The sequence below is a fragment of the Bradyrhizobium sp. AT1 genome (assembly GCF_001590795.1).
Classification (GTDB): Bacteria; Pseudomonadota; Alphaproteobacteria; order Rhizobiales; family Xanthobacteraceae; genus Bradyrhizobium.
Window position 1 is genome coordinate 6,351,079 of record NZ_JXDL01000001.1, and the last position, 20,712, is coordinate 6,371,790.

Annotated in this window: 20 protein-coding genes and 1 tRNA gene; 15 read left to right on the forward strand and 6 right to left on the reverse strand. The window is 65.0% G+C overall.

Annotated features, from left to right (window positions below; genetic code table 11):
• Positions 1 to 165 precede the first annotated feature (165 nt).
• The 7 genes from SE92_RS29435 to SE92_RS29470 all read left to right on the forward strand — a co-directional run bounded on the left by SE92_RS29435 (position 166) and on the right by SE92_RS29470 (position 3,719).
• Entirely contained in the window at positions 166 to 804 is a 639-nt protein-coding gene (locus tag SE92_RS29435; RefSeq protein ID WP_063201395.1) for a class I SAM-dependent methyltransferase, read from the forward strand.
• A gap of 44 nt (positions 805 to 848) precedes the next feature.
• Positions 849 to 1,205 (forward strand): hypothetical protein, encoded by a 357-nt coding sequence (locus tag SE92_RS29440; protein WP_063201398.1) that lies wholly within the window; start codon positions 849 to 851, stop codon positions 1,203 to 1,205.
• A gap of 196 nt (positions 1,206 to 1,401) precedes the next feature.
• Positions 1,402 to 1,478 (forward strand) — tRNA-Met (locus SE92_RS29445).
• A 234-nt stretch (positions 1,479 to 1,712) separates the two neighbouring features.
• Complete coding sequence (locus tag SE92_RS29455; RefSeq protein WP_063201404.1) at positions 1,713 to 1,904, forward strand: DUF2934 domain-containing protein; 192 nt, start codon at positions 1,713 to 1,715, stop codon at positions 1,902 to 1,904.
• Positions 1,901 to 2,086 carry a hypothetical protein gene (locus SE92_RS29460; protein ID WP_063201407.1) on the forward strand — a complete coding sequence of 62 codons (186 nt, stop codon included), beginning with the start codon at positions 1,901 to 1,903 and terminating at the stop codon, positions 2,084 to 2,086. Before SE92_RS29455 ends, SE92_RS29460 begins: the two co-directional genes overlap by 4 nt.
• Positions 2,087 to 2,199: 113 nt before the next feature.
• Positions 2,200 to 2,487, forward strand: coding sequence for a DUF2934 domain-containing protein (locus SE92_RS29465; protein ID WP_063201410.1), 288 nt, complete (start codon positions 2,200 to 2,202; stop codon positions 2,485 to 2,487).
• 344 nt (positions 2,488 to 2,831) lie between these two features.
• Positions 2,832 to 3,719 carry a LysR family transcriptional regulator gene (locus SE92_RS29470; RefSeq protein ID WP_063201413.1) on the forward strand — a complete coding sequence of 296 codons (888 nt, stop codon included), beginning with the start codon at positions 2,832 to 2,834 and terminating at the stop codon, positions 3,717 to 3,719.
• 94 nt (positions 3,720 to 3,813) lie between these two features.
• Here SE92_RS29470 and SE92_RS29475 read toward each other — a convergent pair whose 3' ends face one another.
• The 3 genes from SE92_RS29475 to SE92_RS29485 all read right to left on the reverse strand — a co-directional run bounded on the left by SE92_RS29475 (position 3,814) and on the right by SE92_RS29485 (position 8,178).
• The gene (locus SE92_RS29475; protein ID WP_084251905.1) at positions 3,814 to 4,710 is read right to left on the reverse strand and encodes a 4a-hydroxytetrahydrobiopterin dehydratase; all 897 of its coding nucleotides are present in this window, start codon (positions 4,708 to 4,710) and stop codon (positions 3,814 to 3,816) included.
• Between the two features lie 972 nt (positions 4,711 to 5,682).
• Positions 5,683 to 7,470, reverse strand: coding sequence for a peptide ABC transporter substrate-binding protein (locus SE92_RS29480; RefSeq protein WP_063203831.1), 1,788 nt, complete (start codon positions 7,468 to 7,470; stop codon positions 5,683 to 5,685).
• 321 nt (positions 7,471 to 7,791) lie between these two features.
• Positions 7,792 to 8,178: a hypothetical protein gene (locus tag SE92_RS29485; protein ID WP_063201418.1), complete on the reverse strand. Its 387-nt coding sequence runs from the start codon at positions 8,176 to 8,178 to the stop codon at positions 7,792 to 7,794.
• Between the two features lie 247 nt (positions 8,179 to 8,425).
• Here SE92_RS29485 and SE92_RS29490 point away from each other — a divergent pair, with 247 nt between their 5' ends.
• From SE92_RS29490 to SE92_RS29525, 8 genes are all read left to right on the forward strand, one after another.
• The gene (locus SE92_RS29490; protein ID WP_063203832.1) at positions 8,426 to 9,208 is read left to right on the forward strand and encodes a MetQ/NlpA family ABC transporter substrate-binding protein; all 783 of its coding nucleotides are present in this window, start codon (positions 8,426 to 8,428) and stop codon (positions 9,206 to 9,208) included.
• 150 nt (positions 9,209 to 9,358) lie between these two features.
• Complete coding sequence (locus SE92_RS29495) at positions 9,359 to 10,393, forward strand: putative FMN-dependent luciferase-like monooxygenase (RefSeq protein ID WP_063201421.1); 1,035 nt, start codon at positions 9,359 to 9,361, stop codon at positions 10,391 to 10,393.
• A 37-nt stretch (positions 10,394 to 10,430) separates the two neighbouring features.
• The gene (locus tag SE92_RS29500; RefSeq protein WP_063203833.1) at positions 10,431 to 11,030 is read left to right on the forward strand and encodes a CMD domain protein; all 600 of its coding nucleotides are present in this window, start codon (positions 10,431 to 10,433) and stop codon (positions 11,028 to 11,030) included.
• 15 nt (positions 11,031 to 11,045) lie between these two features.
• The gene (locus SE92_RS29505) at positions 11,046 to 11,624 is read left to right on the forward strand and encodes an alkylhydroperoxidase domain protein (protein ID WP_063201424.1); all 579 of its coding nucleotides are present in this window, start codon (positions 11,046 to 11,048) and stop codon (positions 11,622 to 11,624) included.
• A 60-nt stretch (positions 11,625 to 11,684) separates the two neighbouring features.
• The gene (locus tag SE92_RS29510) at positions 11,685 to 12,842 is read left to right on the forward strand and encodes an ABC transporter substrate-binding protein (RefSeq protein WP_063201427.1); all 1,158 of its coding nucleotides are present in this window, start codon (positions 11,685 to 11,687) and stop codon (positions 12,840 to 12,842) included.
• 54 nt (positions 12,843 to 12,896) lie between these two features.
• On the forward strand, positions 12,897 to 14,720 hold the full coding sequence (locus tag SE92_RS29515; protein ID WP_063201429.1) for an ABC transporter permease: 1,824 nt from the start codon (positions 12,897 to 12,899) through the stop codon (positions 14,718 to 14,720).
• Entirely contained in the window at positions 14,720 to 15,568 is an 849-nt protein-coding gene (locus SE92_RS29520; protein WP_063201432.1) for an ABC transporter ATP-binding protein, read from the forward strand. The genes SE92_RS29515 and SE92_RS29520 overlap by 1 nt, the downstream gene beginning before the upstream one ends.
• Positions 15,565 to 16,305: an ABC transporter ATP-binding protein gene (locus SE92_RS29525; protein ID WP_063201434.1), complete on the forward strand. Its 741-nt coding sequence runs from the start codon at positions 15,565 to 15,567 to the stop codon at positions 16,303 to 16,305. Before SE92_RS29520 ends, SE92_RS29525 begins: the two co-directional genes overlap by 4 nt.
• Before the next feature lie 4 nt (positions 16,306 to 16,309).
• On the opposite strand, the gene SE92_RS29530 is transcribed toward SE92_RS29525, so the two are convergent.
• The 3 genes from SE92_RS29530 to SE92_RS29540 form a co-directional block, all read right to left on the reverse strand.
• Positions 16,310 to 17,821, reverse strand: coding sequence for a helicase HerA domain-containing protein (locus SE92_RS29530; RefSeq protein ID WP_063201437.1), 1,512 nt, complete (start codon positions 17,819 to 17,821; stop codon positions 16,310 to 16,312).
• 103 nt (positions 17,822 to 17,924) lie between these two features.
• Positions 17,925 to 18,743 (reverse strand): YkgJ family cysteine cluster protein, encoded by an 819-nt coding sequence (locus tag SE92_RS29535; protein WP_063203834.1) that lies wholly within the window; start codon positions 18,741 to 18,743, stop codon positions 17,925 to 17,927.
• A 234-nt stretch (positions 18,744 to 18,977) separates the two neighbouring features.
• Positions 18,978 to 20,042, reverse strand: coding sequence for a ketopantoate reductase family protein (locus SE92_RS29540; protein WP_063201439.1), 1,065 nt, complete (start codon positions 20,040 to 20,042; stop codon positions 18,978 to 18,980).
• Positions 20,043 to 20,712: the final 670 nt, after the last annotated feature.

Here is a 20,712-nt window from a genome sequence, read left to right on the forward strand (position 1 = left end):
GGGCTCTCTCCACAAGCGATATCTCGCAAGCGGAAAGAACCCTCACCCGGCGCTTCGCGCCGACCTCCCCCGCAAGCGGGAGAGGCGCTCGACCGAATTCCGGGCGAGGACCGGCATCACCAATGACCATCACCTAAAGTAAGAGCATCAGGCAGGGCAGGGGGCATGGCAGCAGACATCTCGCGGGCCGGGGTCGAGAAGGCCTATGGCCGCTGGGCGCCGGTGTATGATCTCGTGTTCGGCAAGGTGTTCGACGCCGGCCGGCAATCGACCATCGCCGAGGCCGACCGCATCGGCGGCCGCATCCTCGACGTCGGCGTCGGCACCGGGCTATCGCTGTCGGATTATTCGCGCACCACCAAGATCTGCGGCGTCGACATCTCCGAGCCGATGCTGCGCAAGGCGCAGGCGCGCGTGCGCACGCTTCGGCTCTCCAATGTCGAGGTGCTCTCGGTGATGGACGCGAAGAACCTCGCCTTCCCATCAAACTTCTTCGACGCGGTGGTCGCGCAATATGTCATCACCGCCGTGCCCGATCCCGAAGGCACGCTCGACGAGTTCGTGCGCGTGCTCAAGCCGGGCGGCGAGCTGATCCTGGTCAACCACATCGGCGCCGAGAGCGGTCCGCGCAAACTGTTCGAGCTCGCCTTCGCGCCGGTCGCCCGCCGTCTCGGCTGGCGCCCGGAATTCCCGTGGGCGCGCCTGGTGAACTGGGCGGCCAGGCACGGCGGCGTCACGCTGGCCGAGCGCCGCCCGATGCCGCCGATGGGGCATTTTTCGCTGATCCGCTACCACAAATCGTGATCGCTTCTCGGGAACACGCGCCTTGATCGGCGCGTTTCCCTCTCATGCGCACGACATCGAACATCATCCTGGCCAGCCTCGTGATCGCCGCCTCCGGCAGTGCGATCGCGCAGGCTCCGCCCGCCCCGGCGACGCCGCCGCAAGCGACCGCGCCGCCATCCCCGCAACGCGCCGCCGGCTGTGCCCCATCCGACCGGCTGACCACGACCCCGGACGGCACCACCACCGGCCAGTCCCGGGAACCGCTCGGCGACAAGCTGGCCAAGACTGACGGCGTGCTCTGCCCGCCCTCCGGCGTCGATCCCGACATGCACGCCCCGGCGCCCGACACCGGCGGCAACACCCCTGTCATTCCGCCCCCCGGCAGCCCCGGCGGCGACCCGACTGTCAGGCCGAAATAGGCCCGATTCTTTTGCCTCTCCCCACGCTCGGGGAGAGACAAAAACGGGCGATTTCGGCGCCGAAACCGGCCACTTTTCCACCCTCCTGCGGACTTGTCGCGCCGAAGCGCAGCGAAGGCGGATTGACAGCCCGCCGCCCCCTTCCTTATATGCCGCGCGTTCGCGAGATCGGCCGTATCGGCCCTCGCGACCCTGTGGCGGGGTAGCTCAGCTGGTTAGAGCACGGGAATCATAATCCTGGGGTCGGGGGTTCGAGTCCCTCTCCCGCTACCAAATTCCATCTCCTCACATCCGATCTGTCCGGCCCGGCTTGGGCGCCAAGCCGCACGGCGCGACATTGTCCGTCGCCTCGTCACCTGGCGCAGCCGCGACTAGGAACTCCCGCGCATGATCGACGCTTGAATCCGCGGGCCGGCCTTCGCCGCCGATCGCCGGCCTGCGCGGCCCCGCCTCCAAGCCCCCCATACCCCCCAGGGTGGGGCCGCGCTTCACCAGCAGGAGACGCAATTGTCCGATCCGACCGAGCAAGACATCACCAAGCAAGACATCACCGAGCAAGACATCAGAGACCGCGCGCACCAGCTGTGGGAGCAGGCCGGCAGACCCGAAGGGCGCGAGGAGGAATTCTGGCACGCCGCCGAGCAGGAGCTGCGCAACGCCGACAAGTCGAGCACGTTGCGGACGCCGGACACGCTGTGACCGACAAGAATTGCCCATTCTGCCAAGGTCTGGGATGGGTCTGCGAAAACCATCCGCTCCGGGCCTGGAACGAGGAGCTCGGCGGCTGCCGCTGCGGCGAGGGCATGCCCTGCACCTGCAACGCGACCGAAGATCCTGAAACGCGCGTGGTGATCGTCGAAGCCGACACGACGTGGCACTAGCGGCGAGGATTCGACGTGCGAGCTGCGTCTGAAGGAACGGACCATCCCGGAAAGGAATTCAATGTCTGAGCGTTATGGGCTCTGACAATACTCCTTCCCACGGCAGAGCAGCGGTGGACGAGCAGAAGAAAATCGAGCACCAGATCGAACTCGCAACGCGAGCGGCCGCGCTTGTCAGGGACGAGAGCACCGGCCATCGCTTCAGGAGTTTTGCCGAAGAGCTGAAGCGAAAGCTCCGTCGCATGATGCGGCGCGGCCAGGTGCGCTCGCGCGCCTACGAGCTGTGGGAGCAGGCCGGCCGTCCGGCGGATCGCGAGCTGGAGTTCTGGCTCGAAGCCGAGCGGCAGCTCGAGGAAGAACGCGAGGAGCGGAAATCGCCCGACGCGTCCTCGAAGGGATAGCTCGGCGCTTCGCAAGAAAAAGCCGCCGGGTTCTTCACCCTGGCGGCCTCGACAAGTCCGTAGCTGTTGATCGTCTTCGCAGCCTCGCGCGTACCGCCGTTACCTTGTTTGCGGCCATGCCCGGACATTGTAGGCGCAGGCGCATGATTCCGCTGTGATCTGAACCACACAGTGGACGGACGATGGCGGGCGCCTGCGAGAGCGGCTGTCCTGCCCGCCGCGCCCCATTGCAGGCTTGACCCGCACGATGTGCGGCGCACAAATCGCACATCGATGAACGATGAGATGCCTCCGTTGTGCAGGACGTGTCGTTCTGGCCAGCGTGGTCGAAGAGGGTGCCGTCAATGGATTGGGAGCGGGTGAGGATATTTCTGGAGGTCGCGCGCGCCGGCCAGATCCTCAAGGCGTCGAAGAATTTGCGCCTCAACCACACCACGGTGGCGCGTCAGCTGACCGCGCTGGAGAAGAGCCTGAAGGCCAAGCTGCTCGATCGGCACACCGCCGGCTGCACGCTCACCGCCGCCGGCGAGGCGCTGCTGCAGGCGGCCGAGCGCGCGGAGAGCGAGTTTCTCAAGGTCGGCGCCAGCATCGGCGGCAGCGCGGACACCGTCAGCGGCACGGTGCGCGTCGGCGCGCCCGACGGCCTTGGCAATTTCTTCCTCGCGGAGCATCTCGGCGCATTGGCCGCGCGCCATCCGGGGCTGGTGATCCAGCTCGTGCCGCTGCCGCGCACCTTCTCGCTGTCGCGCCGCGAGGCCGATATCGCCATCACGCTGGACCGGCCGAAGCAGGGCCGGCTCATCCTGTCCAAGCTCACCGACTACAGCCTCAGCGTCTACGCCTCGCAAGCCTATCTGGAGCGCGAGGGCCCGATCGAGGCGCAGGCCGATCTCGCCGGCCGCCTGTTCGTCACCCATATCGAAGACTTCGCCTACAGCCGCGCGCTCGACCACGCCGCCGCCCTCGGCCGCTTGATGTCCCGCCGCTACGAATGCGGCAGCATCGTAGCGCAGATCGAGGCCGTCCGCGCCGGCCACGGCATCGGCATTTTGCACGACTACGCCGCCAGCCGTTATCCCGAACTCCGCCGCCTGCTCCCCGAGGTGCGCTTCGTACGGAGCTACTGGCTGACGTCACATCCGGATACGCACGGGACGCGAAGAGTGCAGGAAGTGCACAGGTTCATCGCATCGTCGGTGAAGGCGGCGCGGGGGGCGTTTGAGGCGGGCTGAGGAGGAGGCATGTAGGATGGGTAGAGCACTTGCGAAACCCATCAGGGTTCATTGCAATCAAGACTCTAATGGGTTTTCCTTCGCTGTACCCGTCCTACGGACTGTGCTCAGGCGCTTTGGTCGGCAAAATATCTCCAATATCCTTCTGCCGGATCTTGGGGGCATATGCTTGGTGCAATTGGTCGAGATATGCGGCAACGTCGACGTCCAGCATTGATGGCTTTGAGCCAATGTCCCACGTGGTCAAACGTACGATTACTGTACGCCAGATATTGGTCCACTCTGGATGGTGATCTCTCTGATCAATAAAGCGCGCTGCCGTATTCATGAAATGAATGGCATCGCGGAAGGTTTTGAATTCGAACTTCCGAACCAGTTCGGTCTTTACCCCGTTGTCGACGGTTCGCGTCGCGATCTGCCATGTGGGCAATCTCTCCGCGAACACTCTAAGATTGTGTTCGTCTAGAGGATTTATCGAGAGAAGAGGGAAGGGATATGCGATTTCAACGGAAGCAGGCTTTCTCCCGAGCAAGCTGCCGACCTCGCTAACGAACTTAGCCATGTCGTGCTGAACGGCTTCGACGTCCATTGAGCGCGCTTGAATATCGAGTAGCGGGGCGATAGACGCCGGCAAAGCGTCTTTTGTCGGGAGTGTCGTTCCCTCGATCAGAACCGGGAGAACTTTTTTCTTGCTGCTTAGGCTAACCTCGATCTCACGGCGAACCCAATCATCTTGAAGGTCGATCCGGCGGCGACCGAACTCATCCGCAAGCGATAGCCAGCTCTTTCCAATGATAATCAAGACGAGGGCAGAATTCCTCAGGCGTTGCTCGATCTGTTCGGTCCAAACATCGGCGGTCCGGATGTTCTGGGTATCTATGAACACCGAATTTTGGCCGTAGGCGGCACCTAGTTGGGCAGCCAGCCACTGTGAAAAGATTGCGCTATCGAGTCTACGATAGCTGATGAAGATATCGCATTTTGGAACCACTGCCGGCTCCCGTCGGTTGATATTGCACGATCATACCACTTAATGCGAACTTTCATAATCCCGGATCGTTCGGATAGAACGAGATCTATAAGTTCCCATCCCGTTATGGGATGACGTTTGACGTCTCGGTTGGCGGCATCGAGGCCGATCGACGCCCGCCCCGGTAAAAACACCTCTGTTTCGCAACCCCGTCAACCCCTCCCCGCGAAAATATTCTACTTTACCGAAATTCGGTTTTGGCGTATGTGTCGCTCATCCCGGCTCACCAAGAGGGGCGATCTCGAGGTCGTCTTGATCGCGAGCCGGGGTTGCGGTGGACGCGGCAGCGTCGGCATGAGAGGTGCGGGCAGGGCGGGTAGTCCCTGTGAGCCTGAACCCCGCGTGTGACGAACGGCGCTGCTAGGCTTCGTCTCGCCTGTAAGTTTCCGGCTTCGTCGACGGGGCCGGGAATACTGCGGCGAAAGGGCGGGCCGTGCGTACGGCAAAACCGTGTGGTCCTGGCCGTCGTTGCTACGGTCAAGCCGGATCGAAGATGTGCGCGAGCCCAACCGGGTGGACGGCATCATCCAATTCGAACGGCGAGGGAGGCCAAAGGAAAGTTCGGCTCCCGGGAGAGCACGGCATAAGCCGTCCGACCATCGCGCAGGGAAGGCCGAGTGATCGGCACCACCTGTATGCTGCTGTGCGGTTCTTCCTGCGTGTGCATTTCGCGCAGCGGACCGCGGGTGCCTGTCGGCACCCGGCCTTCCCTGTGCCCTCTTGGATTTGAGGGTGCGAAGATGAAGCAAAGCTCGGGCGATTTCAGCCGCGAGAACAAAAAAGCGCGTCTGCAAGCGAGATGGTGCGGAAGAGCGGTGCGCTGCAGAGCCGGGGCCCATCGATCCGCATTGTGCCGTGCCGCCCTGGGTCCCGGCTCTGCGCCGCAACGCGCCAGGCGCGTTGCGGCTTGTCCGGGACACGAGCCCCGCTCCCTCAGGCCCGATACCACGCCGCGACATTCCACGTGATGGTGTCCCAGCCCGAGATGTCGATCATCAGATTGTTGGCGCCGGCGTTGACGATATGGCGCGAGAGCAGCGGCAGGAAGACGTTGGCCTCGCAGAAGAGCTCGTCCACCTTCATCAGCAGCGCGGCGCGCTTGGCCGGGTCGAGCTCGTTCTGCGCCGCCTTGTAGGCCTTGTCGGCTTCGGGATCGGAGTAGCGCGAATTGTTGCGGCCGAGCCATTTGTTGTCCTTGGTGGCGATCTCCCAGGACACGCACTGGTTCAGGAGGCGTTCCGGATCGGGCTGCGGCTGCGTGGTGTTGTACATCTCCATGTCGGCGTAGAATTTCGAATAGGTGTCGGGGTTGCCGACATCGGAGGAGAAGAACACCGAGGCGGTGACCGCCTTGATCTCGATGTCGATGCCGGCCTTCTCGCAAGCCTGCTTGATGATGGCCTGGGTCTTCTGGCGCGGCGCGTTTGTGGAGGTCTGGAAAACGTATTTGAGCCTCTTGCCGTCCTTTTCGCGGATGCCGTCGGCGCCCTTCTTCCAGCCGGCCTCGTCGAGGATCTTGTTGGCCTTGTCGATGCTGAATTCGTATTTGAGCTTGGGCGACTTGAACTGCTTGGGCGCGTTGACGAAGCTCGCGGTGGCGATGGCGCCGCGGCCGTAGATGAACTTCTGGATCGAATCGCGGTCGATCAGCAAATTGATCGCGCGGCGAACGGCCGGGTCGGACAGCGTCGGGTGCTTGGTCTTGACGCTCGATCGCTCGCCGTCGACCTCGGTCCAGGGGTCGGTCGTGTTGAGGATGATGAACTCGACATTGCCCGAAGGGGTGATGTCGAGCTTGCCCTTGCCGCCCGCCTCCATGCGCTTGAGCACCTCCTCCTCGACCTGCATGTTCCAGGCGAAGTCGTATTCGCCGGTCTGCAGCACGGCGCGCGCCGCGGACACCGCGTCGCCGCCGCCCTTGATCTCGAGCGTGTCGAAATGGGGCTGGTTCTTGATGTGATAGTCGGGATTGCGCTCGGCACGGATCATGTCGCCCGGCTTGAACTCGACGAATTTGTACGGGCCGGTGCCGACCGGCTTCAGATTGCCCGGCGCCTCGCGCGACTTGGCGCCGACATAATCTCCGAAAAGATGCTTTGGCAGGATCATCCCGACCGAGCCGACGAACGGATCGGCCCAGAACGGCGTCGGCGCCTTGAAGATCACCTTGACGGCGTAGTCGTCGATCTTCTCGACCTTGATGTCCTTGTAGGAGCCGGTGGTGTAGGCCGCCGTGGCGAGGTCGGCGGCGTATTGCCAGGTGAAGACGACGTCGTCGGCGGTGAACGGCTTGCCGTCGTGCCATTTGACGCCCTGCTTCAGCTTCCAGGTCACGCTGAGGCCGTCGGCCGCAAGGCCGCCATTGGCCTTGGTCGGAGCCTCGGCGGCAAGGCAGGGGATCAGATTGCCGTCCTTGTCCCAGCCGGCGAGCGGCTCGAAGAACACGCGCGAGGCAATCTGGTCCTTGGTGCCGAGCGCGAAATGCGGATTGAGCAAGGTCGGCGCCTGCCACAGCAGCATCTTGAGCGTGCCGCCGCCGCCGGCCTTGGTCGGCTTGTAGGGCAGGGTGGCATCCGCCATCGCCACGCCGTTCCAGACCAGGATCTGGCTCGCGATGGGCGCCGCGATTCCGGCCGCGGCCACCTTGCGGATGAACGAGCGTCGCGACAGCGTGCCTTGCTTCACCTGTCCGACCAGACCCCGGATTTCATTCTCGTTCATCAGAAGACCCTCCACCTCGAAGACATCGCTCGCCGGCATCATGTGGCATCAAACACGAGGCGGCAATGCCGGCGTGACTGTCGGGCCATGCGACGAAATGACGATGGGGAGGGCCCTTGCGGGCCGCTGGTTGGATCGCCGCCCGAGAGACCCGGGCGGCGATCCAGTGCGAACTTGTCTGAACTTGGGGAAGTTCTAAGGCCGCGCCGGAAGGCTAGCGCGGCCGCCGCGGGCGCATCAAGTTTCGTGATGTTGCCGCGTCCGGAGATTCATTGCAGCCGCCACGACATCGCCACACATGCCCTCTCGGCGAGCCGGCATCTACCCGATGCTGGCGACGCCGATCGCCAGGGCCGACAGCAGCAGGGCCTGGCTGAGCAGCTGCAGCGCCGTATTCGGCTGCGCCAGCCAGCGCGTGACCCTCTCGGAGAAGGACAAAGTCGTATCGGCGAACAGCGGCTCGTAGCTGTGCCTGAAGAAATGCGGGAACTTGGCGCCGAGCCCCGAGGTCAGCAAGGCGTGGAAAATCGACATCATGGCGACGAAGGTGACGGCGCCGAACGGCTCGCCGACGAATTCGGCAGCGTTGATCAGCTTGATCGCCAGCGCGACGCCGGAATAGATCGGCACGCCCTGGAGCACGCCATAGAGCGCAAGGCATTCGAGTTGCTGGCGGCTGGTGAGCTTCGGTGCGGCAAGTGCGGACATGGTCGATTCCTCGCTGAGGTCCGGTGGTGGTGCCGCCAATCTCGCCCGCCGTGTGCCGCATTGCCGTGATGCGGCTCACGCTTGATGGAGGCCTCGCCGCGGCCCGCGAATTCGTTCCGCGTTTGCCGCCGAATGGAGAACGCGGCCCCCGCCCCAGGCATGCAATATGGATTTCCATTTCATTGATTTCGGCCCAGGGACAAGCGAATACGGTTCCACGCGTTGCTGCAGACCTTCGGAGACCAAGATGTCGTTTCGCCTTCCATTGATCCTTGCCACCATCCTCGCCGCATGGTCTGCGAGCGCTGCGGCCGAGACCATCAAGATCGGCGTGACGCCGGGCCCGCATGCACAGATCCTGGAGGCGGTGAAGCCGATCGCCGCCAAGCAGGGCCTCGACATCCAGCTCATCGAGTTCTCGGACTATGTCGTGCCGAACGCCGCGCTCGATGCCGGCGAGATCCAGGCCAACTCGTTCCAGAACCAGCCTTACCTCGACAACCAGAAGGCCGACCGCGGCTACAAGATCGAGGCCGTCGGCCTCACCGTGAACTTCCCGATCGGCGTCTACTCGAAGAAGCACAAGGCCATCGCCGACATCCCCGAGGGCGGCAAGGTCTCGATCCCGAACGATCCGACCAATGGCGGCCGCGTGCTGCTGCTGCTGCGCGACAAGGGCGTGATCAAGCTGAAGGACGGCACCGGCTTCAAGCCGACGGTGCTCGACATCACCGAGAACCCCAGGAAGCTGAAATTCATCGAGGTCGACGCGGCGCAGGCGCCGCGCGCGCTCGACGATGTCGATGCCGCCGCGATCAACACCAATTATGCAACCCAGGCCGGCCTCGATCCGGTCAAGGATCCGATCCTGCGCGAGGACCCCAAGGGCCCCTATGTCAACCTGATCGCGGTGCGCACCGCCGACAAGGACAAGCCCTGGGTCAAGACCCTGGTCGACAGCTACCACACGAGCGAGGTCAAGGAGTTCGTCCTGACCAAGTTCAAGGGCGCGGTGCTGCCGAGCTGGTAGGCAATCTGCCCAGCTCCAGCGCAGCAGCCCTCACGGCGGGCGGCATTTCGCATGCGTCTTGCGTATGAGCCTTGCGCAATGCCCGCTTGTCTGGAGCAGCAGTAACCGACATCATCGGCGGCCTGGTCATCCCGGTCCGACAGGGGTCGCATGAAACGCTTTGCCAATCTGAAACGCCTGGGCTTCTTCACGCGGCTGCTCGACGAGGCCCCGCCGGCGGAGCGCTACCGCTTCGCGGCCGAGCAGATCGTGCGCGCCGAAAAGGCCGGCCTCGATTCCGCGTGGATCGCGCAGCATCATTTCCACGAGCGTGAGGGCGGCCTGCCGTCACCCTTCACCTTCCTCGGCTACGTCGCAGCCCAAACCTCCCGCATTAGGCTTGGCACCGGCATCGTGACGCTGCCGCTGGAGAATGCGGTGCGGGTGGCGGAGGACGCAGCGGTGCTCGATCTCATCTGCAACGGCCGTTTCGAGCTCGGCGTCGGCACCGGCGGCAACCCGTCGGCCTTTGCCGCCTTCGGCCTCGACAGCGCCCAGCGCAACGAGATTTTCGCGCGCAATCTGGAGGTCGTCCGCACCGCTTTGGTCGGCAAGCCGCTCGATGGCGGCGACACGATCTATCCGCAGCGGCCGCAATTGGACAAGCGGATCTGGCAGGCGACGTTCTCGGTCGCCGGCGGCGCACGGGCCGGCAAGGCGGGCGACGGCCTGTTGCTGTCGCGCACCCAACCGCGACCGAAGGAGGCGCCCAAGGCCACGCTCGCCGACATCCAGAACCCGGTGATCGATGCCTATCTGGAAGCGCTGCCCAAGGGAGCCGAGCCGCGCATCATGGCCTCGCGCAGCGTGTTCGTCGCCGACGACCATGCCGAAGCCCTGCGCTTTGCCGATATCGGCCTGCGCCGCGCGCTGCCGCAATTCATGAAGGGCGGTCACCTTCCGCCGGGCGAGACGCTGGAGGAGATGATCGCCGCGTTCGACACCCATGTCGGCGACGCCGATCACGTCATCGCCTCGCTCCGGGCCGATGCGACGCTGGAACGGATCACCGATCTCGTCTTCCAGGTGCATTCCGTCGATGCCCCGCATCCCCATGTCCTGCGCTCGATCGATCTGGTCGCCGAGAAGGTCGCGCCGGCGCTGGGCTGGACCCGGACGGCACCCGACGTGGCGCTCGCAGGTTAACCGCAATGAACGCGATCGCGTTGCACGAGGCTGAATGATGGCAACACCGGATATCATCGACACGCTCGCCGGGATCGCGCCGGGCTCGGCGCTGGACGCCATCCGCGCCCGCCGCCTGCAGGCGCGCGAGAATGCGCAGAAGAGCTATCTCTCCCTGTTCGAGCCGATCGACGCGCGCAATTTTTCGCTAGCCGAGCGCGCCGCCGTCGCGGCCTTCGTGACCGGACTTCATGGCGAATCCCCTGTGGCGGCCTTCTATCGCGACAAGCTCGTGGCAAACCCGGACGGCGCGCGCTTGCTCGAGGCGATCGACGCCGAGATCGCGCGGGGCAGGACCTCGGGTCCGTATGGCTCGTATCCGGCCGGTCCGCTGTCGGTCGAGAACACCGCCGGCCTGATCTATCGCGTGAGCGCGGCGAGCAAGTCCGCTCTCGGCATCAGGCTGGTCGCAGCGCTCGAGCACGCGCACCTCCTGGTCTTCCGCCCGCGCGATGCGGCATCCGACGACATGAAGGCGCTGCTGGACGCCGGATGGTCGAGCACCGGCATCGTCACCTTCTCCCAGCTCGTCGCATTCCTGTCGTTCCAGGTCCGGGTCGTCAGCGGCCTGCGCACGCTCGCCGCCGCGAACGCATAAGAGGAGGCCGCAATCATGAGTGCCACGGTCAATCCCCCCGTCGCTTTCACCCAGGACGAGCTCGGCTGGGTCTCCTGGATCGATCCGCTGCCCGAAGCCGGGCTGACCGAGCGGCATTTCAATGGCCTGGTCGATCGCGCCCGCGCCAAGTCGGAATATTTTCGCCTGCTGGTGCGCGATCCCGAGGTGCTGGAAGCCCGCACCAAGACCGACAAGGACATCTTCTACAACGTCGCCGACGGCCTGCCGCGCGCCGAGCGTGAGCTCGCGGCGGCCGCGACCTCGCGTTACAACGGCTGCATTTATTGCGCTTCCGTGCATGCGCGCTTCGCCAGCACCTATTCCAAGCGCCGCGACGACGTGCAGAAGCTGCTCGACGAGGGCGTCAAGGCCGATCTCGGCGAGCGCTGGAATGCGATCGTGAAAGCATCGGTGGCGCTGGCGGCGACACCGATCGCGTTCGGTCCCGACAATGTCGCAGAGCTGCGCCGCGTCGGCCTTGACGACGCCGAGATCGTCGACGTCATCAACGGCGCCTCGTTCTTCAACTGGGCGAACCGCTTGATGCTGTCGCTCGGCGAGCCCTCGAAATAGGCAATGTCACCGGCACAAGACTTGCTGCTTGTTCAACACCTGAGTGGATGGAGCCGTTAAATGAGCAACATTGATCGTCGTACCCTGGTCAAGGGCTCGCTCGCCGCCATGATGGCAGGCGCCGCTTTCTCGCGTGCCGCCTCTGCGCAAACGTCCGAACCGATCCTGCTTGGCGTCAGCGGCCCCCTCACGGGACCGAACGCGCAATACGGCACGCAGTGGAAGCAGGGCTTTGATCTCGCACTCGACGAGATCATGGCGGCCGGCGGCATCAACGGGCGCAAGCTCGCCTACCAGTTCGAGGACAGCCAGAGCGATCCGCGCCAGTCGGTGGCGATCGCGCAGAAGTTCGTGTCCGATCCCCGTATCGTCATGGAGCTCGGCGACTTCTCGAGCCCGGCCTCGATGGCGGCGTCCCCGATCTACCAGCGCGGCGGCCTGGTGCAGTTCGGCTTCACCAATTCGCACCCCGACTTCACCAAGGGCGGCGACTTCATGTGGAGCACCTCGGTCAGCCAGGCCGACGAGCAGCCGCTGCTGGCGGCCTACGCGGTGAAGCGCCTTGGTCTCAAGAAGCTCGCGGTGCTGCATCTCAACACCGATTGGGGCCGCACCAGCCGCGACTATTTCGTCAAGGCCGCCAAGGAATACGGCGCCGAGATCGCGGTGACCGAGGGCTATATCGCTGAGGAACGCGACTTCCGCTCGACGCTGGTGCGCGTGCGCGACGCCAATCCGGACGGGCTGATCCTGATCTCCTATTATTCGGACGGTGCGCTGATCGCCCGTCAGGCGCGGCAAGTCGGCCTGAAGCAGGTGATGTGCGCCGCGAGCTCGGTCTACTCGCCGAAATTCATCGAGCTCGGTGGCGAGGCGGTCGAGGACGTGCATCTCGGCACGCGCTACTTCCCCCAGGATCCCAGGCCAGAAGTGAAGAAATTCATCGACGGCTTCAAGGCCAAGTATGGCGGGCAGGAGCCCGACGCCTTCAACGCTTATTCCTACGATGCGATGAACATGGCCGCCGCCGTGGTCAAGATCGGCGGCACGGACCGCCGCGCCATCCGCGATGCCTTCGCGAAGGTGAAGGACGTCTCCAGCGTCATCTTCGGCCAGGCGACGTTCGACGTCGAGAGCCGCCGGGTCAAGGGCGCCATGAACGCCGAGCTCGTCGTGCGCAAGGGCCAGTTCGCGCTCTGGGACGGCAAGCCGACCTGACCTGATGGTCGGAGCGATCGCTCCAGCCCGTTCTCCCTTCAGTAGGAACCCTGCGTGTCTTCCTGGCTCGACTACACCATCAACGGGCTGATCGTCGGCAATGTCTACGCGCTCGTTGCGGTCGGGCTTGCGTTGATCTTCGGCGTCAGCCGGCTGATCAACTTCGCGCAAGGATCGATCTATCTCGTCGGCGCCTATATCGGCTGGGTTGCGGTGGTGCAGCTGCATACGCCGCTGCCGCTCACCATCATCGTGGTCGCCGTAGCGGCGGCGATCGTCGGGCTCATCATCGAACGGTTCGGCCTGCGACCGCTGCAGAACTCGGTGCGCATCGCGCCGCTGCTCGCGACCATCGGCATCAGCTTCGTGCTCGACCAGCTGGTGATGCTGACCTTCTCGCCCAATCCGCGCGCGCTGCCGAGCCAGTTGCCGGACGTGCGCTTCCAGGTCGGCGGCGGCACGATCGGGCCTCTTGATCTGCTCATCGCGGGTGTCGGCCTCACCAGCGCTCTGCTGCTGTTCGTGTTCCTGCGTTACTCCAAGCTCGGCTGGGCGGTGCGCGCGGCCTCGCAGGATCGCGACGCCGCGATGCAGATGGGCGTCGACGTCAACCGCGTCAATCAGGCCGTGTTCGGCATTGCCGCCGCGCTCGGCGGCGTCTCCGGCATGCTGGTCGGCATGTACTACAATCAGATCGATACCGCGATGAGCCTGCAGGCGACGCTCAAGGGCGTCGTCGCGGAAGTGGTCGGTGGCGCCGGCAACGTGCCGGGCGCGGTGATCGGCAGCCTGCTGCTCGGCCTCGTCGAGAGCTACGGCGTCGCCGTGTTCGGCACCAGCTACCGCAATCTGTTCGCGTTCCTGCTGCTCGTCGTGGTGCTCGTGCTGCGGCCGAACGGCCTGTTCGCCAGCGCGCGGCAGGCGCCGCCCGAGCCGCTCACCGGCACCTTCATTGCGCCGAGCCGGCCGGTGCGCATTCCGCGCTGGGCCCTGGCGGTCGCCGCTGCCGGCTTTGCGGTCCTGCCGTTGTTCCCGGTGTCGTTCTACGTGCTGCAGACCCTGATCAATGCCTGGCTGCTCGGCATGCTGGCGCTGAGCCTGACGCTGGTCGCGGGCACGATCGGCCAGGTCTCGCTCGGTCACGCCGCGCTGCTCGCGATCGGCGCCTATACATCCGCGCTGTTGTCATTGACCTTCAACGTCCCGGTCGGCCTCGCCATCATCGGCGGTGGCCTGATGTGTGCTGCGCTCGGCACGCTGCTGATCTCGCCCTCGTTCCGCCTGCGCGGGCATTATGTCTCGATCGCGACGCTCGCGATCGGCGAGATCGTGTCGCTGGTGATCCTGAACTGGGAGAGCGTGACGCGTGGGCCGATCGGTATCTCCGGCATCCCGCCGCTGTCGCTGTTCGGCACCGATCTGATCAGCCCGACCTCGATCTACTGGTTCAGCTTCGCGGTGATGGTGGTGCTGGCACTGCTGCAGGGCCGCTTGCTGACTTCGCATCTCGGCCGCAGCTTCCGCGCCATCCGCGACGACGACGTCGCCGCGCGTGCCTATGGCCTCAGCCTGAACCGCTACAAGTCGCTGGCCTTCATCTTCGGCGGGTTTGCCGCCGGAATCAGCGGCGGCATCGCCGCGCATCTCTACTCCTACATCAACCACGAGACCTTCAACACGCAGCAATCGATCCTGGCGCTGACGGTCGTCATCCTCGGCGGCCTCGGCAATGTCGTCGGCGCGATTTTGGGCGCGGTGGCGCTGGTCGGCCTGCCGGAGGTGTTCCGGATCGCGGCGGAGTATCGCATCCTGATCTACGGCATCGTACTCCTGCTGCTGGTGCGGTTCAGGCCGCAGGGCCTGTTGGGGACGATGTGATGGCGGAGCAGCTCAATTCCATGCTGTCCCTGCGCGGGCTGACGCGCCGCTTCGGTGGTCTCACCGCCGTCAACGCCATCGATCTCGATCTCGCCAAGGGCGAACTCGTCAGCATCATCGGCCCCAACGGCGCCGGCAAGACCACGCTATTCAATCTCGTGACCGGCCTCGACCGGCCCGATGCCGGCACTGTCCATTTCGAAGGACAGGACATCACGGGCCTGTCGCCGGAGCGACTCGCGGCCGAAGGTATCGCGCGTACGTTCCAGCTCGGCCGCGTCTTCGGCAATCTCAGCGTCATGGACAACGTCCTGATCGGCGCGCACACGCGGTTGCGCGCCGTCAAGCCGGCCGTGCCGGTGATCGGCCCGCTGCTGGAGCTCGGCCTTGCCCTGCTGCGCCCCGCCAGCGTCAAGGCCGAGGAAGAGCGGCTGCGCGAGGAGGTGAAAATCATCCTCGCGCGTTTCGGCGAGCGGCTGCTGCCGCGCATCGACCAGCCCGCCTACAGCCTGTCCTATGCCAACCGCCGCCGCGTCGAGATCGCACGTGCGCTGGCACTGAAGCCGCGCCTGCTGTTGCTCGACGAGCCGACCGCGGGCATGAACCCGACCGAGACGGCGGAGATGCAGGCGCTCGTCGCTGAATTGAAAGCGGAAGGCCTGACCATCCTCCTGATCGAGCACAAGCTGGAGATGGTGATGCGCCTCTCCGACCGCGTCATTGTCATGGACGAGGGCAAGAAGATCGCGGAAGGTTCGGGGGAACAGGTGCGTAGCGATCCCAAGGTGATCGAGGCCTATCTCGGCCATGGGCTGTCTGGATCGTCGGAGCAGGAGAGCGCGGCATGACGACGGGCGCTCCCGAACCGCTGCTGGCGCTGTCGAACGTCAATACGTTCTACGGCCAGGCCCAGGTGCATTTCGATCTCTCGATCACGGTTGCGCGCGGCCACATCGTCTGCCTGCTCGGCGGCAATGCCAGCGGCAAGTCCACGACGATGAAGATCATTTTGGGACTCGTGAAGCCGCGCTCGGGCGACGTGACCTTCGATGGTGCCTCGCTCATCGGCCTGACCACGCCACAGATCGTCCGCCGCGGCATCGCTTCGGTGCCGGAGGCGCGACGGCTGTTCGCGGACATGAGCGTGCGCGAGAACATCCTGATGGGCGCCTTCGTGCGCAACGACCGGGATGCTGTGGCGCAGGATCTCGACAAGATGCTGACGTTGTTCCCGAAGCTCGGCCAGCGCCTGTCGCAGCGTGCCGGCTCGCTCTCCGGCGGCGAGCAGCAGATGGTCGCGATGGCGCGCGCACTGATGAGCCGTCCGCGGATGATCGTGATGGACGAGCCGACCATGGGGCTGTCGCCGCTCTATGTCGACCGCGTGCTCGAGCTGATCCGCACCATCAACCAGGAGGGCGTTTCCGTGTTCATGGTCGAGCAGAATGCCAGCCTCGCGCTGGAGATCGCGCATGAAGCCTATGTGCTGCAGACCGGCAAGATCGTGCTGTCAGGCCCGGCGCGTGCGCTGAAGGACGACCCCCGCATCCGCGACGCCTATCTCGGCGGCCCCGAGGCGGCCTGACGATTCAGGCCGACGCCGCGCGCGCGACCTGCTCCGCCGGCAGGTCATCGCCATTGGGATCGCCGGGGGCCGTGGCCCAGGCCAGCTCCACCAGTGTCACGATCCGGCGGCCGGCGCCGTCGAGCTGGACCACGATCAGCCCCTGCTCCTCCATGTAGCCGAGCAGCCGCTGCGCCCGGCGCAGCGAATGCGAGCCGTAGGCCCGCGCGATCGCAGCGTCGCCGGGACACGGCCAGCCTTCCTTCGCAGCGCGCGCGATCATCATGAACACGCCCTGCATGTCGTCGGGCAATATGGAGGCGCGCAGCGACACGTCCTGCCAGGCGTCATCTTCGGCATGCTCGGCGCCGAGCCCCGCGCGTGCGCGCGTCAGCATGCGGCGGAATTCGGTGAGGTCAGGCACGGCCGAGCCCAGTCCCTCGATGCGGCAGCGGACCACGAACTCCTGATAGAGCACGCCGACGGCGCGGAAGCCGGCGTCGGGCTCGGCGAGCACGGCCCGCAGCGTGCGATCGACGCGTTCGCGCCGCTCGGCGAGCTCCTCGGCGCTGACCGGCACCTCGTCCATCTCCGGCTGGATCACCGGCGCGGCCGCTTTTGCGGCGCGGAGCTGCTCGAGCAGATCCGGAGCGGGCCGTCGCTGTGGCCGGCTGGCATCGGGCGGCGGCGCGGCCAGGATCATGGCGCGCATATCTTCCGTCGCCGCTTCCGGCAGCGGCATCAGCCGCGGCGTGGAATTGCGTGGGCTGGTCGCGGTCGGGCCGATGTTCAAACGCAGCGGGCGGCGCGACAGCGCAGGGCCCAGCGCCATGAATTGTCCGCGCTCGAGGTCGCGAAAGGCTTCGGCCTGCCGCCGCTCCATGCCGAGCAGATCGGCGGCGCGCGCCATGTCGATGTCGAGGAAGGTGCGGCCCATCAGGAAGTTGGAAGCCTCCGCCGCGACGTTCTTGGCGAGCTTGGCCAAACGTTGCGTCGCGATGATGCCGGCGAGCCCGCGCTTGCGGCCGCGGCACATCAAATTGGTCATCGCGCCGAGCGAGAGCTTTCGCGCTTCGTCCGAGACTTCGCCGGCCACCGCCGGCGCGAACAGCTGCGCCTCGTCGACGACCACCAGCATCGGGTACCAATGGTCGCGGTCGACGTCGAACATGCCGCCGAGAAACGCGGCCGCACGGCGCATCTGGTTCTCGGCATCTAAGCCTTCGAGATTGAGCACGGTGGAGACACGATGCAGCCGCGCGCGCTCGCCGGCGACCTGAAGGCCGCGCTCGGTGTGATCCTCGGCCTCGATCACGAGATGGCCGAAGTGCTCGGCCAGGGTGACGAAATCGCCCTCGGGGTCGATGATGGCCTGCTGCACCCAGGGCGCGCTCTGTTCCAGGAGACGCCTGAGCAGATGCGACTTGCCGGAGCCCGAATTGCCCTGCACCAGGAGGCGCGTTGCCAGCAGTTCCTCGAGGTCCATGGCGGCCGGGGCGCCCGCCGTGGTCTGCCCCATCTCGATCGCAACCGTCATGCCCGACTCAAGTCCCCGTCATTCGCGGACAGGGGCTTATCAATCCCGTCGCGGCGCGTCGAGCGGCACGGTGCGAATCGTACCGCGTTGCCCACGGCGGTGTTCAGGCGTGGTTCGATTGCCGTAGAAGTGCGGGACGATAGGGGGCCTGCGGATCGTCGTCCTCGTTCTCGGGGATGACGCAGGAGCCGAATTCCTGCCTGATCCGCTCCATCTCCGCGATCCGCTCGTGCAAGCGCTGCAAATGCTCCGGCGACGTTGCCCGCCAGAATCGGAACGTGTCGGCCGTCAGCGGCACGAAGGCCGTGCCGAACAGCGTCGGCTCGGGAACGACGGTGCGTCCGAGCAGCAGGAAGCGATCGGCGCCGGAGACGACGAGGGTGGCATAGCCGCGGTTGCCGATCCGCCTGATCCCGTTCAGCGACCATTCGGCGAGCTTGCTGAAGTAAGGCTCCTCGCGCCAGCGATCGGGGCAATGGTCGTCGACCGTGACGTTCACGGCATCCTGGCTGAAATGCACGATGATGCCGGACTTCGCCGGGAACCAGTCGTCGTCGAGATGTCCCTGCAGCCAGGCGCAGACGAAGGCGCGGCACATCTGGGGGCGGCGATCGTAGATGGTGCAGCCGGTGCCGGTCTGCCAGTGCTTGCAGAGCTGGTTCACCGGCTTGTCGACGGCGGCCACCTCGAGAACGTCGCAGCAGGCGTTGCACGATCCGCATTCCCGAGGCAGCGGCGCTGCTTTCGGCAGGCCGATGGCACGAAAGCCCTGGCCGTCGCGGGCGAGCAGCTTCTGCTTCTCCAGCGTGTTCAGCGCGCGCTCGACTTTGAGCCGGGACAATCCGGTTGCGTCGATGACGCCTTTCATGGTCGTCGCGCCGGCCTCCACCGCGCGAGCGACCTGCAACGTCAACTGATCCATCTTCGCTGACTTGTTCTTTCGCCCGTCATCCGGCTGGCGCGAGCAGACAGGAACCTGCTGCCCGGAACCGGCATCCGAAAATAGCTGCTCGAGGCAGTTCGGCAACTTCCGTTACTTAAGGCCAGACCTCGCACGGATGCAATGTTTTCGCAAATCGAGGCACGGCTGGCGCCGCGTCAATCACCCCGCTCGACGCTCGGCCGCAACGTCGCCGACGTCGCTGAATGCGGCGCGCTATTGCGCGCCGGATCCGCCCTGCACGATCTTCTCGTTCAGCTTCTGATCCACGGTGTCGACCGTGCGGTCGATCTCGGGATTGGGCGCGCCGAGCTGATGCGAGATCAGCTTCACGAGGAGGTCGACGCGCTCGATGAAGGGCGCGCCGCTTGCTACCGCGCGTGCAGCCGATGACGGCTTGAGCAGGCTTTCGGCGGCCTTGGCGTATTTCGCGAACGGCACCTGGTCCTGCGGATCGGCGCCAAGCTTGCGGGCGATCGCATCGACATGGTCGTAGATCGTCTGCGAGCGCTTGAGGTCGCCGTGCACGGCGTCGCGGATCGACTGCGGCTCGTTCGGCGTGATGCAGCGGTAATTGCCGGTCAGCAGCATCGACCATTTCGCCAGCGGCACGAACAGCGAGTCGAATACTTTCAGCTTCACCGGCACGTCATGGCCGTCGAGCGTCACCGCGTCGATGTCGGCCTCCAGCTCGCGCAGCACCTTGTTGTGCTTCTCATCGGCGAATACCGATGCCTTGAAATTGGTGGGCAGGCCGACATGCAGCACGTTCGCGGCTTCTTCCGGCGGACGAAACGCCTGCGGGTCGGGCGAGCACAGCGTCACGAGGCCCGGCTCGAACCGCTCCCACACCTGCGCATTGGTGTAGGCCTCTTCGAGGTCCATATCGGCGAGCGCCGGGATCCGCTTCAGATAGGGCAGGGGCGGCATGTTCATGATCGACAGGCACGGCAGCTTCGCCGCGGCGATCTTGACCATGAGCATGCGGACGGTGTGGTTGGTGTATTGCGGCTCCTGCATCGCGAGGCCGACCAGATCGTAGCGGGAAAGGTCGACATTCTGCGGCGTCACGGCGTCGAGCTTGCCGGGCAGGTCGCGCGAGAAGATCGCCCGGTGCGCCGCCTCGTCGCGCAGCTTGATGCGCACCTCGGTACCTTCGCGGTTGATCAGCTCCGCGGTCTTGGCGCGGCAGACCAGGGTCACATTATGCCCGGCCATCAGCAGCTTCGTGCCCAGCAACGAGCCGTAAGAAGCCCCGAGAATCAATATGTTGCGCGCCATATTCCGTCCCTCTGACCATGTTTGTGATTTTGAGCCCCGGCCGTCATCCGCGGGCGAGTTGCCGGCATGTAAAGCGAAGTTCGCGGGGATGGCAACTGGGATAATGCATACAAGGGGGTGCCGATCTCCCCGCTTCGCGTCGGAACGAGCACCGCCGGTGCAGGAAATACCGTCATCCATAGTGGGATGAGCGGCGCATGCTCTGCGAGACGATTCGTTTCGGCAGAAATTCTAGAAGATCGCATTTGTTGCGCGGCGCCCAGCTCAACTGGTGTGACCGACGACAGTCGTCACCGATGAGGGGACAACGGCCGGGTTCTCGCGAGATCGTGATTGACCGCAGGGATACAGCCGTCATGAAAATTCATGAGGATGCTGAAACGTTTGTGCCTCCTTGGTCATCTAACGCGGTCCAAGTTTTCCTCTGTCGGCTGCAACAAAATCTACAACTCGGAGCCGCAAAAATGGCAGAATGGCGTGGGGCCCTAACCAACGATCAGCAACGGAGCTGCAGCGTGACGAATGAGGTGAGCCGGATTGGATTTCGTATCCGGACCGGCTCGTTGACGACCGCAGTTTCGTCTAGCGCTCTGCTGAAAGTGCAGCCGGCAAGTCTGGGGAATCCAAGCCCTGATAATTCAAGTCTTGGTATTCGCTGACTGCGCCGTCG